Source organism: Sphingobium sp. GW456-12-10-14-TSB1 (genome assembly GCF_059424385.1).
Genome location: NZ_JBWKZI010000001.1, coordinates 2,850,111 through 2,868,347 on the forward strand (window position 1 = coordinate 2,850,111; position 18,237 = coordinate 2,868,347).

Below are 18,237 nucleotides of genomic sequence, written 5' to 3' on the forward strand. Positions count from 1 at the left end.
CGATGCTCACCCGTCGCGCCTTGATTGGCGGGGCGGGTGTGGCGCTCGCGCTGGCCGCGGGCCGCGGCAGCGCGGCCCCGTTGGCCAAGGTCAAGGCGCTCGGTACGTTGCGCGTGATCGTCTATCAGGACAACCGGCCCTGGTCGTGGGAGGAGGGCGGCAAGATCGTCGGTCTGGACGCTGACCTGGCGCAGGCGATCGCGGGCAGGCTGGGCGTGCGCGCCGACGTGGCCCAACTGGTCGCGGACGAAAGCGCCGATGACGATCTGCGCAACGGCGTGTGGAAGGGCGGTTTGCTGGGCTTCATGCCCGGCGACCTGATGCTGCATGTCCCCTTCGACCGGACCTTCGCGGCGCGCAATGATCAGGTTGCGATCATCGCGCCCTATTATCGCGAGAGTTTTGCGCTGGCCGGTTCCGGTGGCGCGGTCGCGCTGGAAGGGATGCCGACCGAGTGGCGCGGCCGCAAGCTGGCCGCTGAACTCGACTCCATCCCCGACTTCTATCTGACAGGCTCTTTTGGCGGCGTGTTGGCCAAGGATGTCGTCCATTATCCGACCGGATCGGCGGCGGTGGCGGCAGTATTGGCCGGGCAGGCGGACGCCGTGCTGGCGAGCCGGGCGCAGATCGAACACGGACTGCACGGTGCGGGCGCTGGCCGCGTCACGCTGCGCAAGGGGCCGCTGCCCGCTTTCACCTCGCCCGGTTGGGATATCGGCATGGCGGTCAAGGAAAATAGCCGCACGCTGGGCGACGCGGTGGAGGAGATCGTTACCGCCATGGCGGCAAGCGGCGAGATGAAGGCGTTGTTCGCGCGCTACGGGGTCAACTGGACCGCGGCCAACGCCGCAGGCTGAGCGCGGACCGCCAGTATCCCGACCCAAGGTCTAATTGTCGCTGATCGGGAGCGGCATAGTCTGCACAGAAATCGTGGGCGCCCAATGCGCCCGATTACACAGGGAGGATGGTTATGAAAGGACCGATCATGCGGGCGCTGTCGGGCGTCGCTGCGATGGCAATGGCGATGGGGGCCGCGCCGCTGGTGGCGCAAAGCGGGCCGACCGATGCCGATCTGATGAACGACGCCAAATCGACGGGCGACGTGCTGACATATGGCATGGGACCGCAGGCGCATCGCTTCAGTGCGCTCAATGCGATCAACAGCGGCAATGTGTCGAAAATGGTGCCTGTCTTCTCCGCCTCGCTGGGTGGTGAAAAGCAGCGCGGCCAGGAAGCGCAGCCGATCGTCTACGACGGCACCATCTATGTGACCGGCAGCTATTCGCGCCTGTTCGCCTTCGACGCGCGCACTGGCGAGGAAAAATGGCAATATGACGCCCGCCTGCCCGACGGCATCATGCCCTGCTGCGACGTGGTGAACCGGGGCGCGGCGATCTATGGCGACAAGATCATCTTCGCCACGCTCGACGCGCGCCTCGTGGCGCTCAACCGCCTGACCGGCAAGGTGATCTGGAACAAGCAGATCGCCGACTATAAGGAAGGCTATAGCGCCACCGCCGCGCCGCTGATCGTCAACGGCATGGTCATCACCGGCAATTCGGGTGGCGAATTCGGCGTAGTCGGCGCGGTCGATGCGCGCGACGTCAACACCGGCGAGCTGATCTGGCACCGCCCGGTGATTGAAGGCCATATGGGCACGCTCAATGGCAAGGATAATGGCATCACCGGCAAGCTGAACGCCAGCTGGCAGGGCGACCAGTGGAAAACCGGTGGCGGCGCGACCTGGCTGGGTGGCACCTATGATCCTGAAACCAATCTGCTCTTCTTCGGCACCGGCAACCCTGCGCCGTGGAACAGCCATCTGCGTCCCGGCGACAATCTCTACTCCGCATCCACCATCGCGATCGACCCGGCCACCGGCGTCATCAAATGGCATTTCCAGACCACGCCGCACGACGGCTGGGATTTCGACGGCGTCAACGAATTCATTCCCTTCGACGCCACCATCAACGGCAAGCCGATGAAGCTTGGCGCGAAGGCGGACCGCAACGGCTATTTCTTCGTGCTCGACCGGACCAACGGCAAGTTTGTCAGCGCCAGCAAGTTCGTGATGCAGACGACCTGGGCCGATGGCTTCAACAAGAATGGCAAGCCGAATTACATCGTGGAAGGCCGTCCGCCGGCACCGGGCGATGCAAAGGGCAAGCCGGTCTTCGCCTCGCCGTCTTTCCTGGGCGGCAAGAACTGGATGCCGATGGCCTACAGCCATGACACCGGGCTTTTCTATATCCCGTCCAACGACTGGGGCATGGACATCTGGAACGAGCCTATCGCCTACAAGAAGGGCGCTGCCTATCTGGGCGCGGGCTTCACCATCAAGCCGATTGCCGAAGATCATATCGGCGTGCTGCGGGCCATGGACCCCAAGACCGGCAAGATCGTGTGGGAATATAAGAACAAGGCGCCGTTGTGGGGCGGGGTGCTGACGACCGGGGGCAATCTGGTGTTTACCGGCACGCCCGAAGGCTATCTAAAGGCCTTCGATGCCAAGACTGGCCAGGAATTGTGGAAATTCCAGACCGGGTCCGGCGTGGTCGGTTCGCCTGTCACCTGGGAACAGGATGGCGAACAATATGTCGCCGTCATGTCCGGCTGGGGCGGCGCTGTGCCTCTGTGGGGCGGCGAAGTCGCCAAATCGTTCAAGGACATCAATCAGGGCGGCGCGCTCTGGGTGTTCAAACTGCCAAAGTCATAAGGAAGAGAATGTCATGATCGTCATGGGACGTGGCAGCTATGCAATGCAGGCTCCGGTACTGCCGCCTTGCGCTTTGCGGCTTGCCACATCCCATGACTTGGTCGATCATTCGGGCCAGGGGCAGGATATGGGCCAATATATGGGCGGCGAAGCGATCATGGAACGCGTGCTGATCGTCGATGACCATCCGCTGGTGCGCGACGGTTTGCGCAGCGTCATCGCGATCAGCTTCGACAATATCGAGATTTTCGAAGCTGCGACCCTGGACGAGGCGATCGCCACGCTGGAAAAGCAGGATAATTTCGATCTCATCCTGCTCGATCTCCACATTCCCGACGTACGGCGGCTGGATGGCCTCAAACTGCTGCGCGATCGCTTCCCGATCCTGCCGGTGGTGATGGTGTCGGGGGCGTTCGACCGCGCGATCGTGCAGGAGGCGCTGGCCGCCGGCGCGGCCGGGTTCATCCCCAAATCGCTCAAGCGCAGCGCCATCGTCGACGCCTTGCACCGGGTCGTGTCGGGCGAAATCTATCTGCCCGAAACCATGGGGGAAGGGGCAGCGCCGTCCGCTGACGAAGATGACATCACCCGTCGCATCGACAGCCTGACGCCGCAGCAGAAGACGGTCCTTGGCCATCTGGTCAACGGTCGCCTCAACAAGCAGATCGCCCACGACCTCAATGTGTCGATGACGACGATCAAGGCGCATGTATCGGCGATCCTGCAAAAGCTGGGGGTGCTCAGCCGCACCCAGGCAGTGATCAAGGCGAACCGGGTACATTTCCGCGCCGACTGACCCGGCACGACCTTCCATCTATTTCAGCATCGTCCGCAACAGCGCGCGCAACTGTGCAGGCTTGACCGGCTTGCTCAGCAGCGGGATGCCGCAGGCATCCAGGCGGACCTTCAGATCCTTGCCGCGATCGGCCGAAATCATCACCGCAGGCACCGGCCCGCCGAAATGGGCGCGCAGCCGGTCGATCACATGGTCGCCCGTCTCCCCGTCATTCAGATGATAGTCGATCAGGATGATGTCAGGCTTGGCGTCATCTGTGAACAGGGCGGTCGCATCGGCAAAGCCGCCCGCCGTCCGCACACTGCATCCCCAGCCGCCGAGCAGGGTCGACATGCCGGTCTGGATTGCCCGCTCATTGTCGATCACCAGCACGTTGAGACCCCGCATCGTGCGATCGCGTCCGGATATGTTCGGCTCGCTGTCGGGATCGGTCACCGGCTCACCCGCCGGCAGGCAAATCGCAAAGGTCGATCCACGACCGGGCGTCGATTCGAGCGTGATCGGATGGCCCAGCATGTCGCTCGCCCGCTTGACGATAGCCAGGCCCAGCCCCTTGCCGCTGGTGCGGGTGTCCAGCCGACGAAACTCCTCGAACACCAATGCCTGCTTGTCGAGCGGAATGCCGGGGCCGCTGTCGGTCACACTGATGCGCACGCCGTCCGGCCCGCTTTTGCAATCCACCCGAACCGATCCCTGCTGGGTATAGCGCAGCGCGTTGGACAGGAAATTCTGCAGGATGCGTCGCAACAGCCGGATGTCGGATTGCACCCATGCCGGTTCGCTGGCGATCACCAGTTCCAGCCCGCCAGCGCGGGCCATCGGGGCAAATTCGACGCGCAGCGTGTCGAGCAGTCGGTCTAGCCGGAAATCGCCAACCTCAGGCTGGATTGCGCCTGCGTCCAGACGGCTGATTTCCAACAGAGCCTCCAGCAGATCCTCGACCGAATCCAGCGCCGTCGACGTCTGGTTGACCAGCGCGCGGGTCGGCAGCGCCAGTCGCCGGTCGCCCAGCGCGGCGACAAACAGCCGCGCGGCGTTCAATGGCTGGAGCAGGTCGTGGCTGGCGGCGGCCAGAAAGCTGGTCTTGGACAGGTTGGCCTTTTCCGCCGCTGTCTTGGCGTCGCGCAACTGTGCCTCGATCGCGCGGCGTTCGGCGATCTCTGTCTCCAGTTCGGCGGTCCGCTCGGCCACCCGGCGTTCCAGCGTCTCGGCCGTTTCCTGCAAGCCCGCCTGCGCCCGCAACATCGCGGTGACGTCGGTAAAGCCGATTACCTGCCCACCCCGTTCCAGCGCAGTGCTGCGAAGCTCGAAGCTGCGCGTCCCTGCATGGACCAGCGCGTGGCGCGGATCGCCGCCGGGCTGGTCGCCCCGCCAGTCCAGGCACCCTTCATCCGCCATGCCCAGATGCTCGCGGCACCAGGCGACCAGCGCGCCATGGCTGCCGCTCTCCTGCGCCCAGCCGCCGGGCAGGTCGAGCAGATGCTGGAGCGCGTCGTTCCACGCCGCCACGCGCCCCTGCGCGTCGAACAGGCAGACGCCTTCGGACAGATTGTCGAGCGTGGATTGCAGGATCAGGTTACGCTCGGCCAGTTCCAGCGCCCGGTTGCGGGCGTCCTGCGCCTTCACCTCGGTAATGTCGGTATAAATGCCGACAATACCGCCTTCGCTCGTGCGCAACTCGTTGATCTGGACCCAGCGGCCATCCGACAGCGCCTGCACATGCCCGCCGTCCGCAATGCTGTGGCGCGCCAGCCGGTCCGATACCCAGCGGTCGGGCGCGACCAGCGATCCGAGCGCGTGATGATGCGCGGCGGCGAGCCGGACAATCTCGTCGAAAGACTGACCTTGGCGAATCTGGTCGGCAATTTCGGGCCAGAAACTCAGATAGGCCTCGTTGAACAGGACCAGCCTGTCCTCTGCATCGAACAGGACAAAGCCCTCATTGATCGAATCGATCGCGTCGCGCAGCCGGGTCTGGGCTTCCTCGGCGGTCGCATGGGCCTGGGCCAGCTCCGCATTGGCGGTGGCCAGACGGCCCAGCGCATCCTCCAGTTCGCCCGTCCGCTCTCGCACCATGGCTTCCAGCGTGATCGCGGTCTCGAACATCGAAAAGGCATTGCCGACCATATCGCTCGACCGTTCGACCCGGTCGATCAGCGCGGCATTGATCTTGCGCAGCTTGCGATTGTCTTCCCGCAACCTGTCCAGCTCAGTGTCGGTTTCCGCCCGCTTGCTCATTTCCCGATCGCAAGTCCGCTAAAGGTCTGGTTGACGTGCAGCGCATGATATTGTTCGCCATAGGTATTGAAGCCGATGACGCGATGACGGCCATAGAGTTCGGATACGGCCCGGCTGATCTGCCGCTGTTCGGCGTCGATCCGGTTCAGCACGCAATCGAACGCTATGATCCGGTCGACCGTGCCGACATGGGCGGCAATGTCGGTGAACATCGCCTCCATCCCCGCGATCCGGTCCACCGGCTCACCCACGGTCAGCACGATGCCTTCGTCGATCGCGCAGTAGAAGGTCAGGCTGCCGTCCGGGTTGGCGCTCTGGATCGAGCGGACATGATAGTCCCCGCCCGCCCGCACCATCGGCGGATGGGCGGCGTAGAAGGCCAGGCCCAGCGCTTCCCCGGCATGGCCCGCCAGCCGCAGATATTCCTGCGCAGCAGGCTCGGCATTGATTTCGGTGACGATCCGGTCCTGCGGGACAGCGCCCGTCACCACCATCTTGGCCGCGCCAGGGCGATAATGCTGCCCTTTGAACACATGGATCGGCCGGGGGGTGGACAGGATGGCGATCACGGCGGCGCGATGGTGGAAACGGCCGCCGTGGAAGATCGCTGTTTCGCGGAAATCGAGCCCGTCGCCTGACGATCCGCCGATCAGCGGTACATCGCCCAGCGCATCCTGGATCGTCATCGTCAGCAGTTCCTCGCGATGGGACAAGCCATCGACCAGAAACAGCGCGACATGATTGACCCGGTCACCCAGATGGCGGCTGTCGCGCTCCGCCACCGCTGCGAGCGATCGGATGGCTTCCCGCGCTGCGACCGGATCGAACGCATCAATATCGTCGAAACAATGGGACACCATATGAAAGCTGGCGGCCGGAAAGCCGATGACGCTCAGACTATCCTCGTCATAGCCCTGCTCGGTCAGTTCGCCCGAACTGGTACAGCCGATCGCGACCCGATGTTCGCCATGGCGGTTCACCGCACGGGCCAGCGCATCGCGATCGAAACGATGCGAACAAAATAGCAGCATGCCGGCCAATGGTGAATCACCCATGGCATGGGCGACTTGCGCCATCGCATCGGCCGGATCGGGCATGTGGCTCGACGCAAAGACAATATCCGCCGCCTCCACACTCATTTCGCTCTCTCCCATCGCATTCCCCTTTTTCTTAGGGGTTATGCACTGTGCTGCGCATTTGTCACGTCAGGCGATGGCGTTGCCTCTTGGTGGATCGCCGGCCGCTTCCAGCAGGGCGTTTTCGTCGTCGGTAAAAATGCGCGACCGGACGATGAAGCGCATCCCTTCCGGGCTTTCCAGCGACATGCCCGCGCCGCGCCCTGGCACAATATCGATCGTCACCTGGGTATGGCGCCAATATTCGAACTGGGCCGCGCCGATCCATACCGGCACTTCGCCCCCGACATGGCCCAGCAGCACGTCCTGCGCGCCCACCTTGAATTCGCCGCGCGGAAAGCACATTGGCGCGGACCCGTCGCAACAGCCGCCCGACTGGTGAAACATCAGCGGCCCATGCCTGTCGGTCAGCTGCGCGATCAGCGCCAGCGCTGCATCTGTCGCCAATATGCGGGGCGGAAGCGGGTTCGTCACAGCCAGGCTTTCCTTTACAAAAAGGGGCGGACGTCCGTTAGGGACGCCCGCCTGGGACGAAGGCGCTTACAGGGGAAAGGCAAGCGCCTTCGTTGCGACCCTTTAGAAGAAGCCCAGCGCCTTGGGGCTGTAGCTGACCAGCAAATTCTTCGTCTGCTGATAATGGTCCAGCATCATCTTGTGGTTTTCGCGGCCGATGCCCGACTGTTTGAAACCACCAAAGGCGGCATGGGCCGGATAGGCATGATAGCAGTTGGTCCACACCCGACCGGCCTGGATGCCACGGCCCATGCGATAGGCGCGGCTTCCATCGCGCGTCCACACGCCTGCGCCCAGACCATAGAGCGTGTCGTTGGCGATGGCGAGCGCTTCGGCCTCATCCTTGAAGGTGGTGACGGCCAGAACCGGACCGAAAATCTCCTCCTGGAATATCCGCATCCTGTTATGCCCCTTCAACACCGTCGGGGTGACATAATAGCCTTCGCTCAGTTCGCCATCCAGCTGCGCGCGCGCGCCGCCGGTCAGCAGTTCCGCGCCTTCGGCCAGACCAATCTCGATATAGGAGAGGATCTTTTCCAGCTGGTCATTCGACGCCTGCGCGCCGATCATGGTCGCCGGGTCGAGCGGGCTACCCTGCTTGATCGCCTTCACGCGCGCAATCGCGCGTTCGATGAACTTTTCGTAGATCGATTCCTGGATCAGCGCCCGGCTGGGGCAGGTGCACACTTCGCCCTGATTGAGGGCGAACATCGCAAAGCCTTCCAGGCACTTGTCGAAATAATCGTCGTCTGCATCCATCACGTCAGCAAAGAAGATGTTGGGCGACTTGCCGCCCAGTTCCAGCGTGACGGGAATCAGATTTTCCGACGCATATTGCATGATCAGGCGGCCGGTCGTCGTTTCGCCGGTGAAGGCGATCTTGCTGATCCGCTTGTTGCTGGCCAGCGGCTTGCCCGCTTCGACGCCAAAGCCGTTGACGACGTTCAGCACGCCGGGCGGCAGCAGGTCGCCGATAATGTCCAGCAGCACCAGAACCGACATGGGCGTCTGTTCGGCGGGCTTCAGCACGATGCAATTGCCAGCCGCCAGTGCCGGGGCCAGCTTCCACACCGCCATCAGGATCGGGAAGTTCCAGGGAATGATCTGGCCGACCACGCCCAGCGGTTCGTGGAAATGGTAGGCGATAGTGTCATGATCGATCTCGCTGATCGACCCTTCCTGGGCGCGAACGCAGCCTGCAAAGTAGCGGAAATGGTCGATGGCCAGCGGAATGTCGGCATGGGTCGTTTCGCGGATCGGCTTGCCATTGTCGATCGTCTCGGCCATCGCGATCAGGTCCAGATTGGCTTCCATCCGGTCGGCAATCTTGAGCAGGATGTTCGAGCGTTCCGTCGTGGAGGTCTTGCCCCAGGCATCCTTCGCCTTGTGCGCCGCGTCGAGCGCCAGCTCGATATCCTCGGCCGTTCCGCGTGCTATGGTCCCGACGACCTGGCCCGTCACGGGGGAAATATTTTCGAAATAGCCGCCCTTGACCGGGGCGACCCACTGGCCGTCGATATAATTGTCATACTGGTTGCGGATCAGCGTCTTGCCGGTGAACCGCTCCATCGCCTGCTGCAGCATCGTCCTACTCCTGTCCTGTCGAAATTGGCTGAAAACATGGCGCGGCGACCTGTGCCGGGCCATTGCACCTTGGGTCTATTTCACTTTTGCGAGCGCCGCCGTCATGCGCTTGGCGGCAAAGGGGGGCAGCTTGACCGCCTTGGCCGCTGCCAGGTCGGCGGCGGACACCTTGCCCACCTGGACCAGCGCGACCATGCCCATCGAATAATGGGGCATGCATTTTATGCCGTAGAGGCCAGGCTTGGCGACGGTCAGCACCATCTCCTTGTTCATCGCGCCCTTCACCGGCGTTGCGCCCGCGGGCAGCATGTTCGCCATCGTTTCGGCATTGTGGCTGGCGTCGGTCGGCTTGAAATGGATGGTATCGCCCGGCGCAACCTTCACGAAGGATGGTTCAAACACCATCGCCCCGTCCGCGCCCTGATTTTTCATATGGACCACAATGTCCTTTGCCGCAGCGGGCAGCGGCGAAAGGAGCAGGGCAGCGGCAAGGCCAGCTGACAGGCGCAGATGGATCACATCACTCTCCAAAGATGCACGCGGCTAATGGCCGCCAGATTGCGCCAAGAGTGCGACCGGAGCGCGCCTGCGCACAATGGGTCTTTGGTCCTATGTGGCCGTGCCGCCTTCGGGTTGGACCGGCGCGAGTGGCAGGCCAAGGTCGCGCCAGCCATCCGTCCCCTCCGCCAGCCACCAGACATTGGCAAAGCCCATCGATCGCAACCTTTTGGCAGCGTTCCAGCCCATCCAGCAGTCGGAGCGGCAGAACAGGATCAGCATCCTGCCGCGCGCGCGCCCCGTCAACCGGACAACGCCCGTGGCAAAATCCCCGGCAATGGCGGGATCGGGCTGGCCACGCCCGGCATCGGGAAACCAGTGCGCGCCAGGGATGGAGTCATGCGATGACGCCAGCCGCCAGCGCCCGTCCGGTTCACGATGACCACCTTCGGCCGGCAGGACATCGATGAAGATGGCATCCCTGTCCGGCACAAGCTGCGCCGCTGCTGCCAAGGCGATTCGGCCGACGCCGGCGGGCGGCTGGCGCACTGGCGCGCGATAATGCGCGACGCGATAGCCATCGGCGTCGAACAATGGCTCCTGCGCCAGCGCGGACGACGCAACCAGCATCGCCGTCATGATGAAGCGCCGCATGATCCTCTCCCCGGCTTATGACCCAAGGGCCAATGGTAGCGCGTCGCGCCCTCTATTAGACCCTGTCATAAGGGAGAAGGATATGCGCAGGGCAAAGAGCCTATGGGTCGCGATCATGCTGACGCTGGCGCCGGCCGGTGCCGGGGCCGCTCCGCCTGCCGATCCGCTCGGCTCACCGATGTGGATAGCCCATGCGCGCACATTGTTCGGTGATGATCCGGTGCGGTTCGACCCCCGAGTCCATGTGTCCTTCCCGATGATTGCGGAAAACCAGCGCGCCTTTCCGGTGGTTATCGATGCGCGCGGAATAGCGGGGGTCAGGCGCATGATCCTGCTCGCGGACCTTAATCCCATTCCGGTCGCGATCGACTATCGCCCCCTGCATGCCGCGCCCTATGTCGCGACTCGGATCAAACTGGATCAGCGCACTCCGATACGCGGCGCGGTGCAACTGGACAGCGGGCAATGGCTGGTGTCGGGCGGCTGGATCGATGCCGCGGGCGGCGGCTGTTCCGCGCCACCCGTCAGCCGGGTCAAGGGCGACTGGGCTGACCATCTGGGCGAGATACGTGGCGAAGTCTGGCCGATGGCGCAGGGCTATAATCGAGTGCGGCTGAGCTTCCGGCATCCGATGGACACCGGCCTTGTCGAAAATATCGCCACTTATCATCTGGAGGCGCTGGCGGTGACCGACGGGGAGGGGCGTGTGCTGGGTGACATGGATATCTGGGCATCGGTGGCGGAAGACCCGGCGATCACGCTGATGGTGGACGGCAGCCCGGATGCGGCGCTGCGGGTCGCGGCGCGTGATACCAACGGGCGCGACTATCGGGCCAACCTCATTTTGGCGCGTCAGTCGCCGATGCCGGGCGGACGATGAAGCTGTCGCGACGCGCCATGCTGGGCGGGATAGCGGGCCTGGCGACGATGCCGGCTCGTGCGGCCGACTATAGCATCACGGCGGTGCCGGTCGGCGATGGCATCTGGATGGTGCGCGGCGCGGACGAGCCGATCGAAGAGCATAATGGCGGGGCCATCGCCAATATCGCCATCATCGCGACGCCCGCCGGGACGGTGCTATGGGAATGCGGCCCTTCGCTTCGCTATGGCCGCGCCCTGCGCCAGGTGGCCGAGCAATTGACGGGCCAGCGCATAATACGGGTCTATGTCAGCCATCTCCATCCCGATCATGGCCTGGGGCTGGCCGCCTTCGATCCTGCCATCGTCGCCGCGCTGCCGGGCACGATCGCGGCGTTGACGGCGCAGGGGCAGGGCTATGCCGATGGCATGTACAGGCTGCTGGGCGACTGGATGCGCGGCACGGACCTGATCCTGCCGGGCCGGACCATCATGGCGGCGCAGGAGGATTTTGGCGGGCGGGTGCTGCGCCTGCTTGCGCTTTCCGGCCATAGCAGTGCGGATCTGGCGCTGCTGGACGAAAGAAGCGGCCTGCTGTTGGCGGGTGATCTGGTTTTTCATGATCGCGCGCCCAGCACCCCGACCGCCGATCTTGCGGCCTGGCGCGCCAGTCTGGAGCAGCTGAAGGCCTTGCCCCATGGCGGCGTCCTGCCTGGCCATGGGCCGCTCGACCCGACAGGAACGGCGGCCATTGCCCAGACGCGCGACTGGATCGACTGGCTGGAAGGCGCACTGACGCAGGCGGTGCGCGATGGTCTCGACATGGTGGAGGCGGGCGACCTGCCTATCCCCGCCCGCTTTGCCCGGATGGCCGCCGCCCGCTACGAAGTGCAGCGCAGCGTGTCGCATCTCTATCCTGGCATCGAAGCGGCATTGCTGCCGCGTATCGACGTCAAAAGCGCGCCCTGATCCCCACCTGCCAGCGGCGCGGCGCGCCCGGTCCATAGGCACGGGGATTGGATGCGCCCGGCGCTTCCTCCAGTTCGATCTCATCGACCTCGCTGAACGTGCCAAAGGTCGCGTAGCGCCTGCCCAGCGCATTGCGCACCTCGCCAAACAGGCTGACGCCGCGCACCACATCCACGCTCGCGCGCAGATTGACGATGGCGTAGCCGCCCAGCCTGGGCGTATCATTCCCTTCGTCGCCGACCAGATATTGGCCCGATCGCGCGATCACATCGCCGCCAATGCTCCAGCCCTGACCGGCATAGTCCAGGTTCAGCGTCGCGCTATGCCGGGCTATACCGGGCAGGCGATCCCCGCGCTCGACGGCGATCAGGCCGTCCTCGTCCGCTGTCGGATTGGCCGGGCTGGATAGGCTGAGCGGCGCGCGATAGGTGGCGTCGGTAAAGGCATAGCTGAGGCCCGCTTGCAGCCCGCCCCGCTGTGCGCGGATCGTCGCTTCCACGCCCTGCCGCCTGGTGCTGCCGATATTGCGGAAATAGGCGCGGCCCCGAATTTCCGATGCGACATATTGAATGTCGTTGCGATTGTCTGTCCGCCAGGCCGACAACAGCCAATCAACCGCAAAGCCGCCAAGCTGCGCCTTGCCCTTCGCACCCGCTTCCCAGCTTTTGGCGACCACCTGCTTCAACGGCGGATCGGCGATGAAGAAATTGGTCAGGCTGCATGGCGCATTTTCATCGGCGCAGGACAGTTCGGCCGGAGTCGGCACGCGGTTGCTTTCCGCATAGCCCGCGCGCAGCGCCAAAGCGTCGGACAACTCATAGTCGAACTCGATGCCGGGATTCAGCCGGGAAAAATGATGCCGACCATTGAGCGCGGTGCCGATCTGGTCCTGCAACACCACCCGCGCCCAATTATATCGCAGTGCGATTTCGGCTGACAGGCGCGGGGTGATAGGCAACCGATCCTGGGCGAATACCCCCCAATAATCGGTATGGGCGACCAATCCCACCGGCGCGATGGCGCCGTCTGGCTGGATGATGATCGGTCCCAGCCCTTCGACGCTTCGCTCCTCGGTCATCGCGCCGAGTTCGGTCGATGTGTCGAACCGGGTGCGGCTTGTGTCGTAACTCAGCCCCAGCGCCAGATGATTGTCCCCCGCGCCCAAAGCCCGCTGGTCGATCAGTTGCACCAGCGCCCCCATCGCCCGCGTCGCGGTGCGCCCGCGATTGAGGACGCCATAGCCTTCACCCCCCAGGCTATCGGCGATCGGATCGCCATTGGCGTCCGTCAGGACCGCCTGTTCCTCCTCATCTTCGGTATCCCCCACCGTTTCCAGGCATAGCAGGCCAGCCTCATCCTCTTCCTCGCAACCCTCGATATCGGCAGCGTCGCCATTGACGCTGCGCAGCGTCAGTTTTTGCGCGTAGAGCGTCCCTTCGATCCGGGTCGTATCCGATAGCGCGACCCAGGGATGCAGGCTGACCCGGCCATAGCGGCTGGCGCTATTGTCGGGCCAGGTGAATACCGCACGCCGATCGACCGCGAGCAGTTCGACCGGCGAAACGCCATTGCCGGTCAGGTCGGTGTCCGCCCCGACCAGCTTGATGTGCAGGCCACCACCAGGCGCGTCGAAGCCAAGGTCGAGATAGCCATTGTATAATGTCGAGGGCGAAAAGGCGCGCCAGCCATCGTCCCGTGTGTATTGAAACGCCGCGAAGGCGCTGAAATCGCCCCGTGCCCCGCCCGCCGCGATGCTCGCTTCGGTCATGCCGAACCGGCCCTGTGAAACGCTGGCCTCCAGTCCGGGATCGCTCAGCCCGGTCTTGGTGTCGATCAGCAACGCCCCGCCCAGAGCGTTGAGGCCATAAACCGCGCTTTTGTCGAGCAGGCTAATCCGCGCAATGGCGGCTTCGGGCAACAGGTCGAACTGCATGGTGTCGCCGAACGGCTGGTTGAAGCGCGCGCCGTCCAGATAGGTGGCGATCCCCTGCGCCTGTCCCTGAAGCGGCGAAGCGACAAAGCCGCGATAGACCAGATTGGGCTGCCACGGGTTGTTTTGCGCGTCCTGCAAGGTGACACCGGCGAAGTTACGGACCAGCGCGCCCAGCAGATCGGGACTGCCGCCTTTGGCGATGTCGGCCGCGGACAGCGACAGGCCGTCGTCGCTGTCGATGCCGCCGCCCGGCGCCGTCACGATGATGGGCTGGCGACCGGCATCTGCCTCATCCGCCCGCGCGATGCCGCCGCACAGCACCATCGCGCTTGTTGCCAACAGCGCCGTCACACCCCTCATGCCATCCTCCATTATGTCTATGGGAGGAAGGCTAGGGGGGCAGGTGACGGCGCTCCATTAGACCTTGGGTCGGTCCATCCTCAGATCATCTGCGCTTTCAACAGCTTGTCGATGGTAAGCGGATAGTCGCGCAGCCGCAGGCCAGTAGCGTTGTAGACTGCATTGGCAACCGCTGCGCCCGCGCCGCAAATGCCCAGCTCGCCCACGCCCTTGGCTTTCATCGGTGAACTTTTGTCGTCCAGTTCGTCGATGAACAGCACATCTTGTTCGGGTATGTCGGCATGGACCGGCACGGCATATTCGGCCATGTCATGATTGATGAACAGGCCAAAGCGGGTGTCGACCTCCAACGCCTCCATCAATGCCGCACCGGCGCCCATGGTCATCGCGCCGATCACCTGGCTGCGCGCGGATTTGGGATTGAGAATGCGCCCGGCCGCAAACGCCCCGCCCATGCGGCGGATGCGCACTTCGGCGGTGTCGATGTCCACCCCGACTTCGCAGAAATGCGCGCCGAACGTGGCCTGGGCATAGCGTTTGTCCAGATCGCCAAATTCGATACTGTCCTGCGCCCATAGACCCTCGCGACCGGCGAGCGCAGCCAGCGTTTGCGACTGATTGCCCAATTTCACCAGACCATCTTCAAACTGCGCCTGGTCGGCCGGATAGCCCGCCTTTTCCGCAAGCTTTGCCCGCAGCGCCATGGCGGCGGCATAGACGCCGGCTGTAGAACTGTTCGCCCCCCATTGACCGCCAGACCCGGCGGATGCGGGGAAGCGGCTGTCGCCCAGCCGCACAATGACGTCATCCAGCGATACGCCCAGCATCTCCGCCGCGGTCTGGCCGATAATGGTATAGCTGCCGGTGCCGATGTCCGTCATGTCGGTTTCGACTATGACCTTGCCGGTGCCATCCACGCCGATCCGCGCACCCGATTTGCCGACCATATTGTTACGGAATGCGGCGGCCACCCCCATGCCGACCAGCCAGCGGCCATCGCGCACCTTGCCAGGTGTGGGATTGCGCTTGCTCCATCCAAACCGGTCAGCCCCGGCGCGCAAACATTCGACCAGCTTGCGGCTGGAAAAGGGGCGTTGCGGCCCCGCTTCGGGATCATATTGCACATCGTTACGGATGCGCAGTTCGACCGGATCGACGCCACATGCTTCCGCCAATTCGTCCATCGCGATTTCCAGCGCCAGCAAACCGACGGCTTCGCCGGGCGCGCGCATCGCATTGCCTTCGGGCAGGTCGAGCGTGGCGAGGCGATGCGCGGTCAGGCGGTTCGCGCCACCATAGAGCAGCCGCGTCTGCATCGCCGCCGTCTCCGGGCCGCCGCCGGGCAGGTCACCCGACCATACTTCATGGCCGATGGCATCGATCACCCCATTCTTGTCGGCGCCTATGCGGATGCGCTGGACCGTCGCGGGACGATGGGTGGTATTGTTGGGTATCTGGTTGCGGGCGATCATGACCTTGACCGGACGTCCGACTTCCCTGGCCCCCAATGCCGCGAGCAAAGCGTCGGCGCGCAGGAACAGCTTGGCGCCAAAACCTCCGCCAATATAGGGCGAAACGAGACGGACATTGTCTTTGGGAATGCCCAGCGTCTTGGCGACTTCCCCCACGCTCCAGGCAATCATCTGATTTGCCGTCCACAGCGTCAGCTTGTCGCCGTTCCACGCGGCGGTGGTCGCATGGGGTTCCATCATGGCATGGCTATGATCTGGGGTGGTGTAGCGCTGGTCGATCCTGACCGCTGCCTTGGCAAAGGCTCCCTCAAAATCGCCAACGGCGGTATCGGCGGCCCCGCCAAAGCCGCTGTCTGGCGGTTTGACGGCATTGTCCAGTTCGGTGTTCAGATCGAACTTGCCATCCTGCGGCGTATAATCGATCCGCACCAGCTTGGCGGCTGCGCGCGCATTTTCAAATGTGTCGGCGATCACCAGCGCCACCGCCTGATCATAATGCATGATCGCCGGGCCGCCCAGCAGCGGAGCGGTATTATAATTTCCCTTGCCCAGCTTACCGGCATTGGCGTGGGTCACTATCCCCAGCACGCCGGGCGCTGCTTCAGCCGCGCGCAGGTCCATGGCCGCGATCCTTCCCTTGGCGATCGCGGACCCGACGATCCAGCCATAGACGGCGTTGGGCGCAGCATCATGCCGTTCATAGGCATAGGGCGCACTGCCGGTAACCTTGGCAGGGCCGTCGATACGGTCCTGTGCGACGCCGACGACGCGGCCCTTGTCGATGGGGTTGGTGGTGGCGGGCGTATCGAATTTCACGACCGGGCCTCCTTCTGCCGATAGAGCGACGCCAGCGTCCGTTCGACCAGCGTTTTCTTGAATGCATTGTGATGGGTCGTGCGCGCGCCGCTCAGTGCTGCTTCCGCCACCGCCTTCGCCCCGGCTGAGGCGGCAGCGTCTGCCGCTGGCGTTCGCCATGGTTTTGCGCCGATGCCGCCAAAGGCGAAGCGGCCTGCGCCGTCCTTGCCGAACACAGCGGCGACCGACACCAGTGCAAAGGCGTAGGACGCCCGGTCGCGCACCTTGCGATAGACATGGGTGCCGCCGATTGGCTTGGGCAAGGTCACCGATGTGATGATCTCGCCATTCTTGAGCGCGGATTCGATATGGGGCGTGTCACCGGGCAGCGTGTGGAAATCGGCTATGGGTATGGCGCGCGCCGCGCCGTCCGCCCCGACCGTCTCGACCTGCGCGTCGAGCAATCGCATCGCCACTGCCATGTCGCTGGGATGCTGGGCGATACAGGCGTCGCTTACTCCCAATATGACAAGGCTACGGCTGATCCCGCCGATCGCGCCGCAACCGCTGCCGGGCTTGCGCTTGTTGCAAGGCATGTTGGTGTCGTAAAAATAAGGGCATCGGGTCCGCTGAAGCAGGTTGCCTGCCGTTGTCGCCTTGTTGCGCAATTGTCCCGAAGCGCCCGCCAGCAGCGCGCGGCTCAGCACGCCATAGTCGCGGCGCACCGTCTTGTCGGCCGCCAGGTCGGTATTGCGGACCAGCGCGCCGATGCGCAATCCACCCTCTGGCGTCGGTTCGATCCGGTCGAGGCCCAGATGATTGACGTCGATCAGGTGGGTCGGCGTTTCGATCTGGAGCTTCATCAGGTCGAGCAGATTGGTGCCGCCGGCAATGAAGCGCGCGCCCTGCATTGCGGCTGCGGTCTTGGCGGCATCCGCAACGCTGGTCGCGCGGCTATAGGTAAAAGGCTTCATGCCTTCTTCTCCCCGGCCACTTCATTCATGGCGGCTATGATGTTGGGATAGGCGGCGCAGCGGCAGATATTGCCGCTCATCCTTTCGCGCAATTCTCGGTCGGATAGCGCAACCCGGTCCAGATCATCGGTCACATGGCTGGGGACGCCCGCCGCAATTTCTTCCAGCACCGCGACAGCCGAGCATATCTGTCCCGGTGTGCAATAGCCGCATTGATAACCGTCATGCGTGATGAAGGCGCGCTGCATCGGATGGAGCTTGTCGGGAGTTCCCAACCCCTCGATCGTCGTCACCGTGTCGCCATCATGCATGACCGCCAGCGTCAGGCAGCTGTTGATACGCCTGCCTTCGACGATGACGGTGCACGCACCGCACTGCCCCTGATCGCAACCCTTCTTCGTCCCGGTCAGATGCAGATGCTCACGCAGCGCGTCGAGCAGGGTGGTGCGCGGATCGACTTGCAGATGCACCTCGCGCCCGTTCACGGTCAATTCCACGGGAATCATCCCGGTTTCTCCCTTGGCTGTGGGTCGTGCAGTGGCCGCACCGGCAGACGCCAGCGTGGGGGCCGCTGCGGCAACCGCCGCACTTCCCTGCAACAGGGAACGGCGCGTGAGATGATCGGATGGCATCGCGGGTGCTTCCTCTTGCTTGGACTGTCATACGAAGGGACGCGACAAATGATCCGCCGCTGGACATAAATATGGAGTTTGATCCCCAGATTAACAGAATGACCACCCA

The 18,237-nt window shown here is 63.9% G+C and carries 15 protein-coding genes; 5 read left to right on the forward strand and 10 right to left on the reverse strand.

The window, feature by feature from the left end; genetic code table 11:
- The first annotated feature begins 2 nt into the window (after positions 1-2).
- From AC07X9_RS13915 to AC07X9_RS13925, 3 genes are all read left to right on the forward strand, one after another.
- Positions 3-857: a substrate-binding periplasmic protein gene (locus AC07X9_RS13915; RefSeq protein WP_017183714.1), complete on the forward strand. Its 855-nt coding sequence runs from the start codon at positions 3-5 to the stop codon at positions 855-857.
- A gap of 113 nt (positions 858-970) precedes the next feature.
- On the forward strand, positions 971-2,716 hold the full coding sequence (locus tag AC07X9_RS13920; RefSeq protein ID WP_026002499.1) for a methanol/ethanol family PQQ-dependent dehydrogenase: 1,746 nt from the start codon (positions 971-973) through the stop codon (positions 2,714-2,716).
- Between the two features lie 13 nt (positions 2,717-2,729).
- A complete protein-coding gene (locus AC07X9_RS13925) occupies positions 2,730-3,512 on the forward strand; it encodes a response regulator (protein ID WP_017183712.1) in 783 nt (260 codons plus the stop codon).
- A gap of 18 nt (positions 3,513-3,530) precedes the next feature.
- Here the strand turns inward: AC07X9_RS13925 and AC07X9_RS13930 are convergent, their stop codons facing one another.
- From AC07X9_RS13930 to AC07X9_RS13955, 6 genes are all read right to left on the reverse strand, one after another.
- Positions 3,531-5,750, reverse strand: coding sequence for a hybrid sensor histidine kinase/response regulator (locus AC07X9_RS13930; protein WP_086485827.1), 2,220 nt, complete (start codon positions 5,748-5,750; stop codon positions 3,531-3,533).
- A complete protein-coding gene (locus AC07X9_RS13935) occupies positions 5,747-6,889 on the reverse strand; it encodes an FIST N-terminal domain-containing protein (protein ID WP_017183710.1) in 1,143 nt (380 codons plus the stop codon). Before AC07X9_RS13935 ends, AC07X9_RS13930 begins: the two co-directional genes overlap by 4 nt.
- Before the next feature lie 66 nt (positions 6,890-6,955).
- On the reverse strand, positions 6,956-7,360 hold the full coding sequence (locus AC07X9_RS13940; RefSeq protein WP_017183709.1) for a DUF779 domain-containing protein: 405 nt from the start codon (positions 7,358-7,360) through the stop codon (positions 6,956-6,958).
- Between the two features lie 102 nt (positions 7,361-7,462).
- Positions 7,463-8,983, reverse strand: coding sequence for an aldehyde dehydrogenase (gene adh / locus AC07X9_RS13945; protein WP_017183708.1), 1,521 nt, complete (start codon positions 8,981-8,983; stop codon positions 7,463-7,465).
- Positions 8,984-9,058: 75 nt separating this feature from the next.
- Positions 9,059-9,502, reverse strand: coding sequence for a pseudoazurin (locus AC07X9_RS13950; protein ID WP_017183707.1), 444 nt, complete (start codon positions 9,500-9,502; stop codon positions 9,059-9,061).
- Between the two features lie 90 nt (positions 9,503-9,592).
- Entirely contained in the window at positions 9,593-10,135 is a 543-nt protein-coding gene (locus AC07X9_RS13955) for a rhodanese-like domain-containing protein (protein ID WP_086485828.1), read from the reverse strand.
- An 82-nt stretch (positions 10,136-10,217) separates the two neighbouring features.
- Between AC07X9_RS13955 and AC07X9_RS13960 the strand changes: the two genes are divergently transcribed.
- Together AC07X9_RS13960 and AC07X9_RS13965 are read left to right on the forward strand one after the other, a co-directional pair.
- Positions 10,218-11,015, forward strand: coding sequence for a quinoprotein dehydrogenase-associated SoxYZ-like carrier (locus tag AC07X9_RS13960; protein WP_017183705.1), 798 nt, complete (start codon positions 10,218-10,220; stop codon positions 11,013-11,015).
- Positions 11,012-11,962 (forward strand): quinoprotein relay system zinc metallohydrolase 1, encoded by a 951-nt coding sequence (locus AC07X9_RS13965; RefSeq protein ID WP_017183704.1) that lies wholly within the window; start codon positions 11,012-11,014, stop codon positions 11,960-11,962. The genes AC07X9_RS13960 and AC07X9_RS13965 overlap by 4 nt, the downstream gene beginning before the upstream one ends.
- Here AC07X9_RS13965 and AC07X9_RS13970 read toward each other — a convergent pair.
- From AC07X9_RS13970 to paoA, 4 genes are all read right to left on the reverse strand, one after another.
- Positions 11,946-14,255, reverse strand: a complete 2,310-nt coding sequence (locus AC07X9_RS13970; RefSeq protein WP_017183703.1) for a TonB-dependent receptor — start codon at positions 14,253-14,255, stop codon at positions 11,946-11,948. The two genes, AC07X9_RS13965 and AC07X9_RS13970, sit on opposite strands and share 17 nt — an antisense overlap.
- A gap of 80 nt (positions 14,256-14,335) precedes the next feature.
- Positions 14,336-16,543: an aldehyde oxidoreductase molybdenum-binding subunit PaoC gene (gene paoC, locus AC07X9_RS13975; RefSeq protein ID WP_017183702.1), complete on the reverse strand. Its 2,208-nt coding sequence runs from the start codon at positions 16,541-16,543 to the stop codon at positions 14,336-14,338.
- Complete coding sequence (locus AC07X9_RS13980) at positions 16,540-17,496, reverse strand: FAD binding domain-containing protein (protein ID WP_017183701.1); 957 nt, start codon at positions 17,494-17,496, stop codon at positions 16,540-16,542. The genes paoC and AC07X9_RS13980 overlap by 4 nt, the downstream gene beginning before the upstream one ends.
- Positions 17,493-18,128 (reverse strand): aldehyde dehydrogenase iron-sulfur subunit PaoA, encoded by a 636-nt coding sequence (gene paoA / locus AC07X9_RS13985; RefSeq protein WP_026002497.1) that lies wholly within the window; start codon positions 18,126-18,128, stop codon positions 17,493-17,495. Before paoA ends, AC07X9_RS13980 begins: the two co-directional genes overlap by 4 nt.
- Positions 18,129-18,237: the final 109 nt, after the last annotated feature.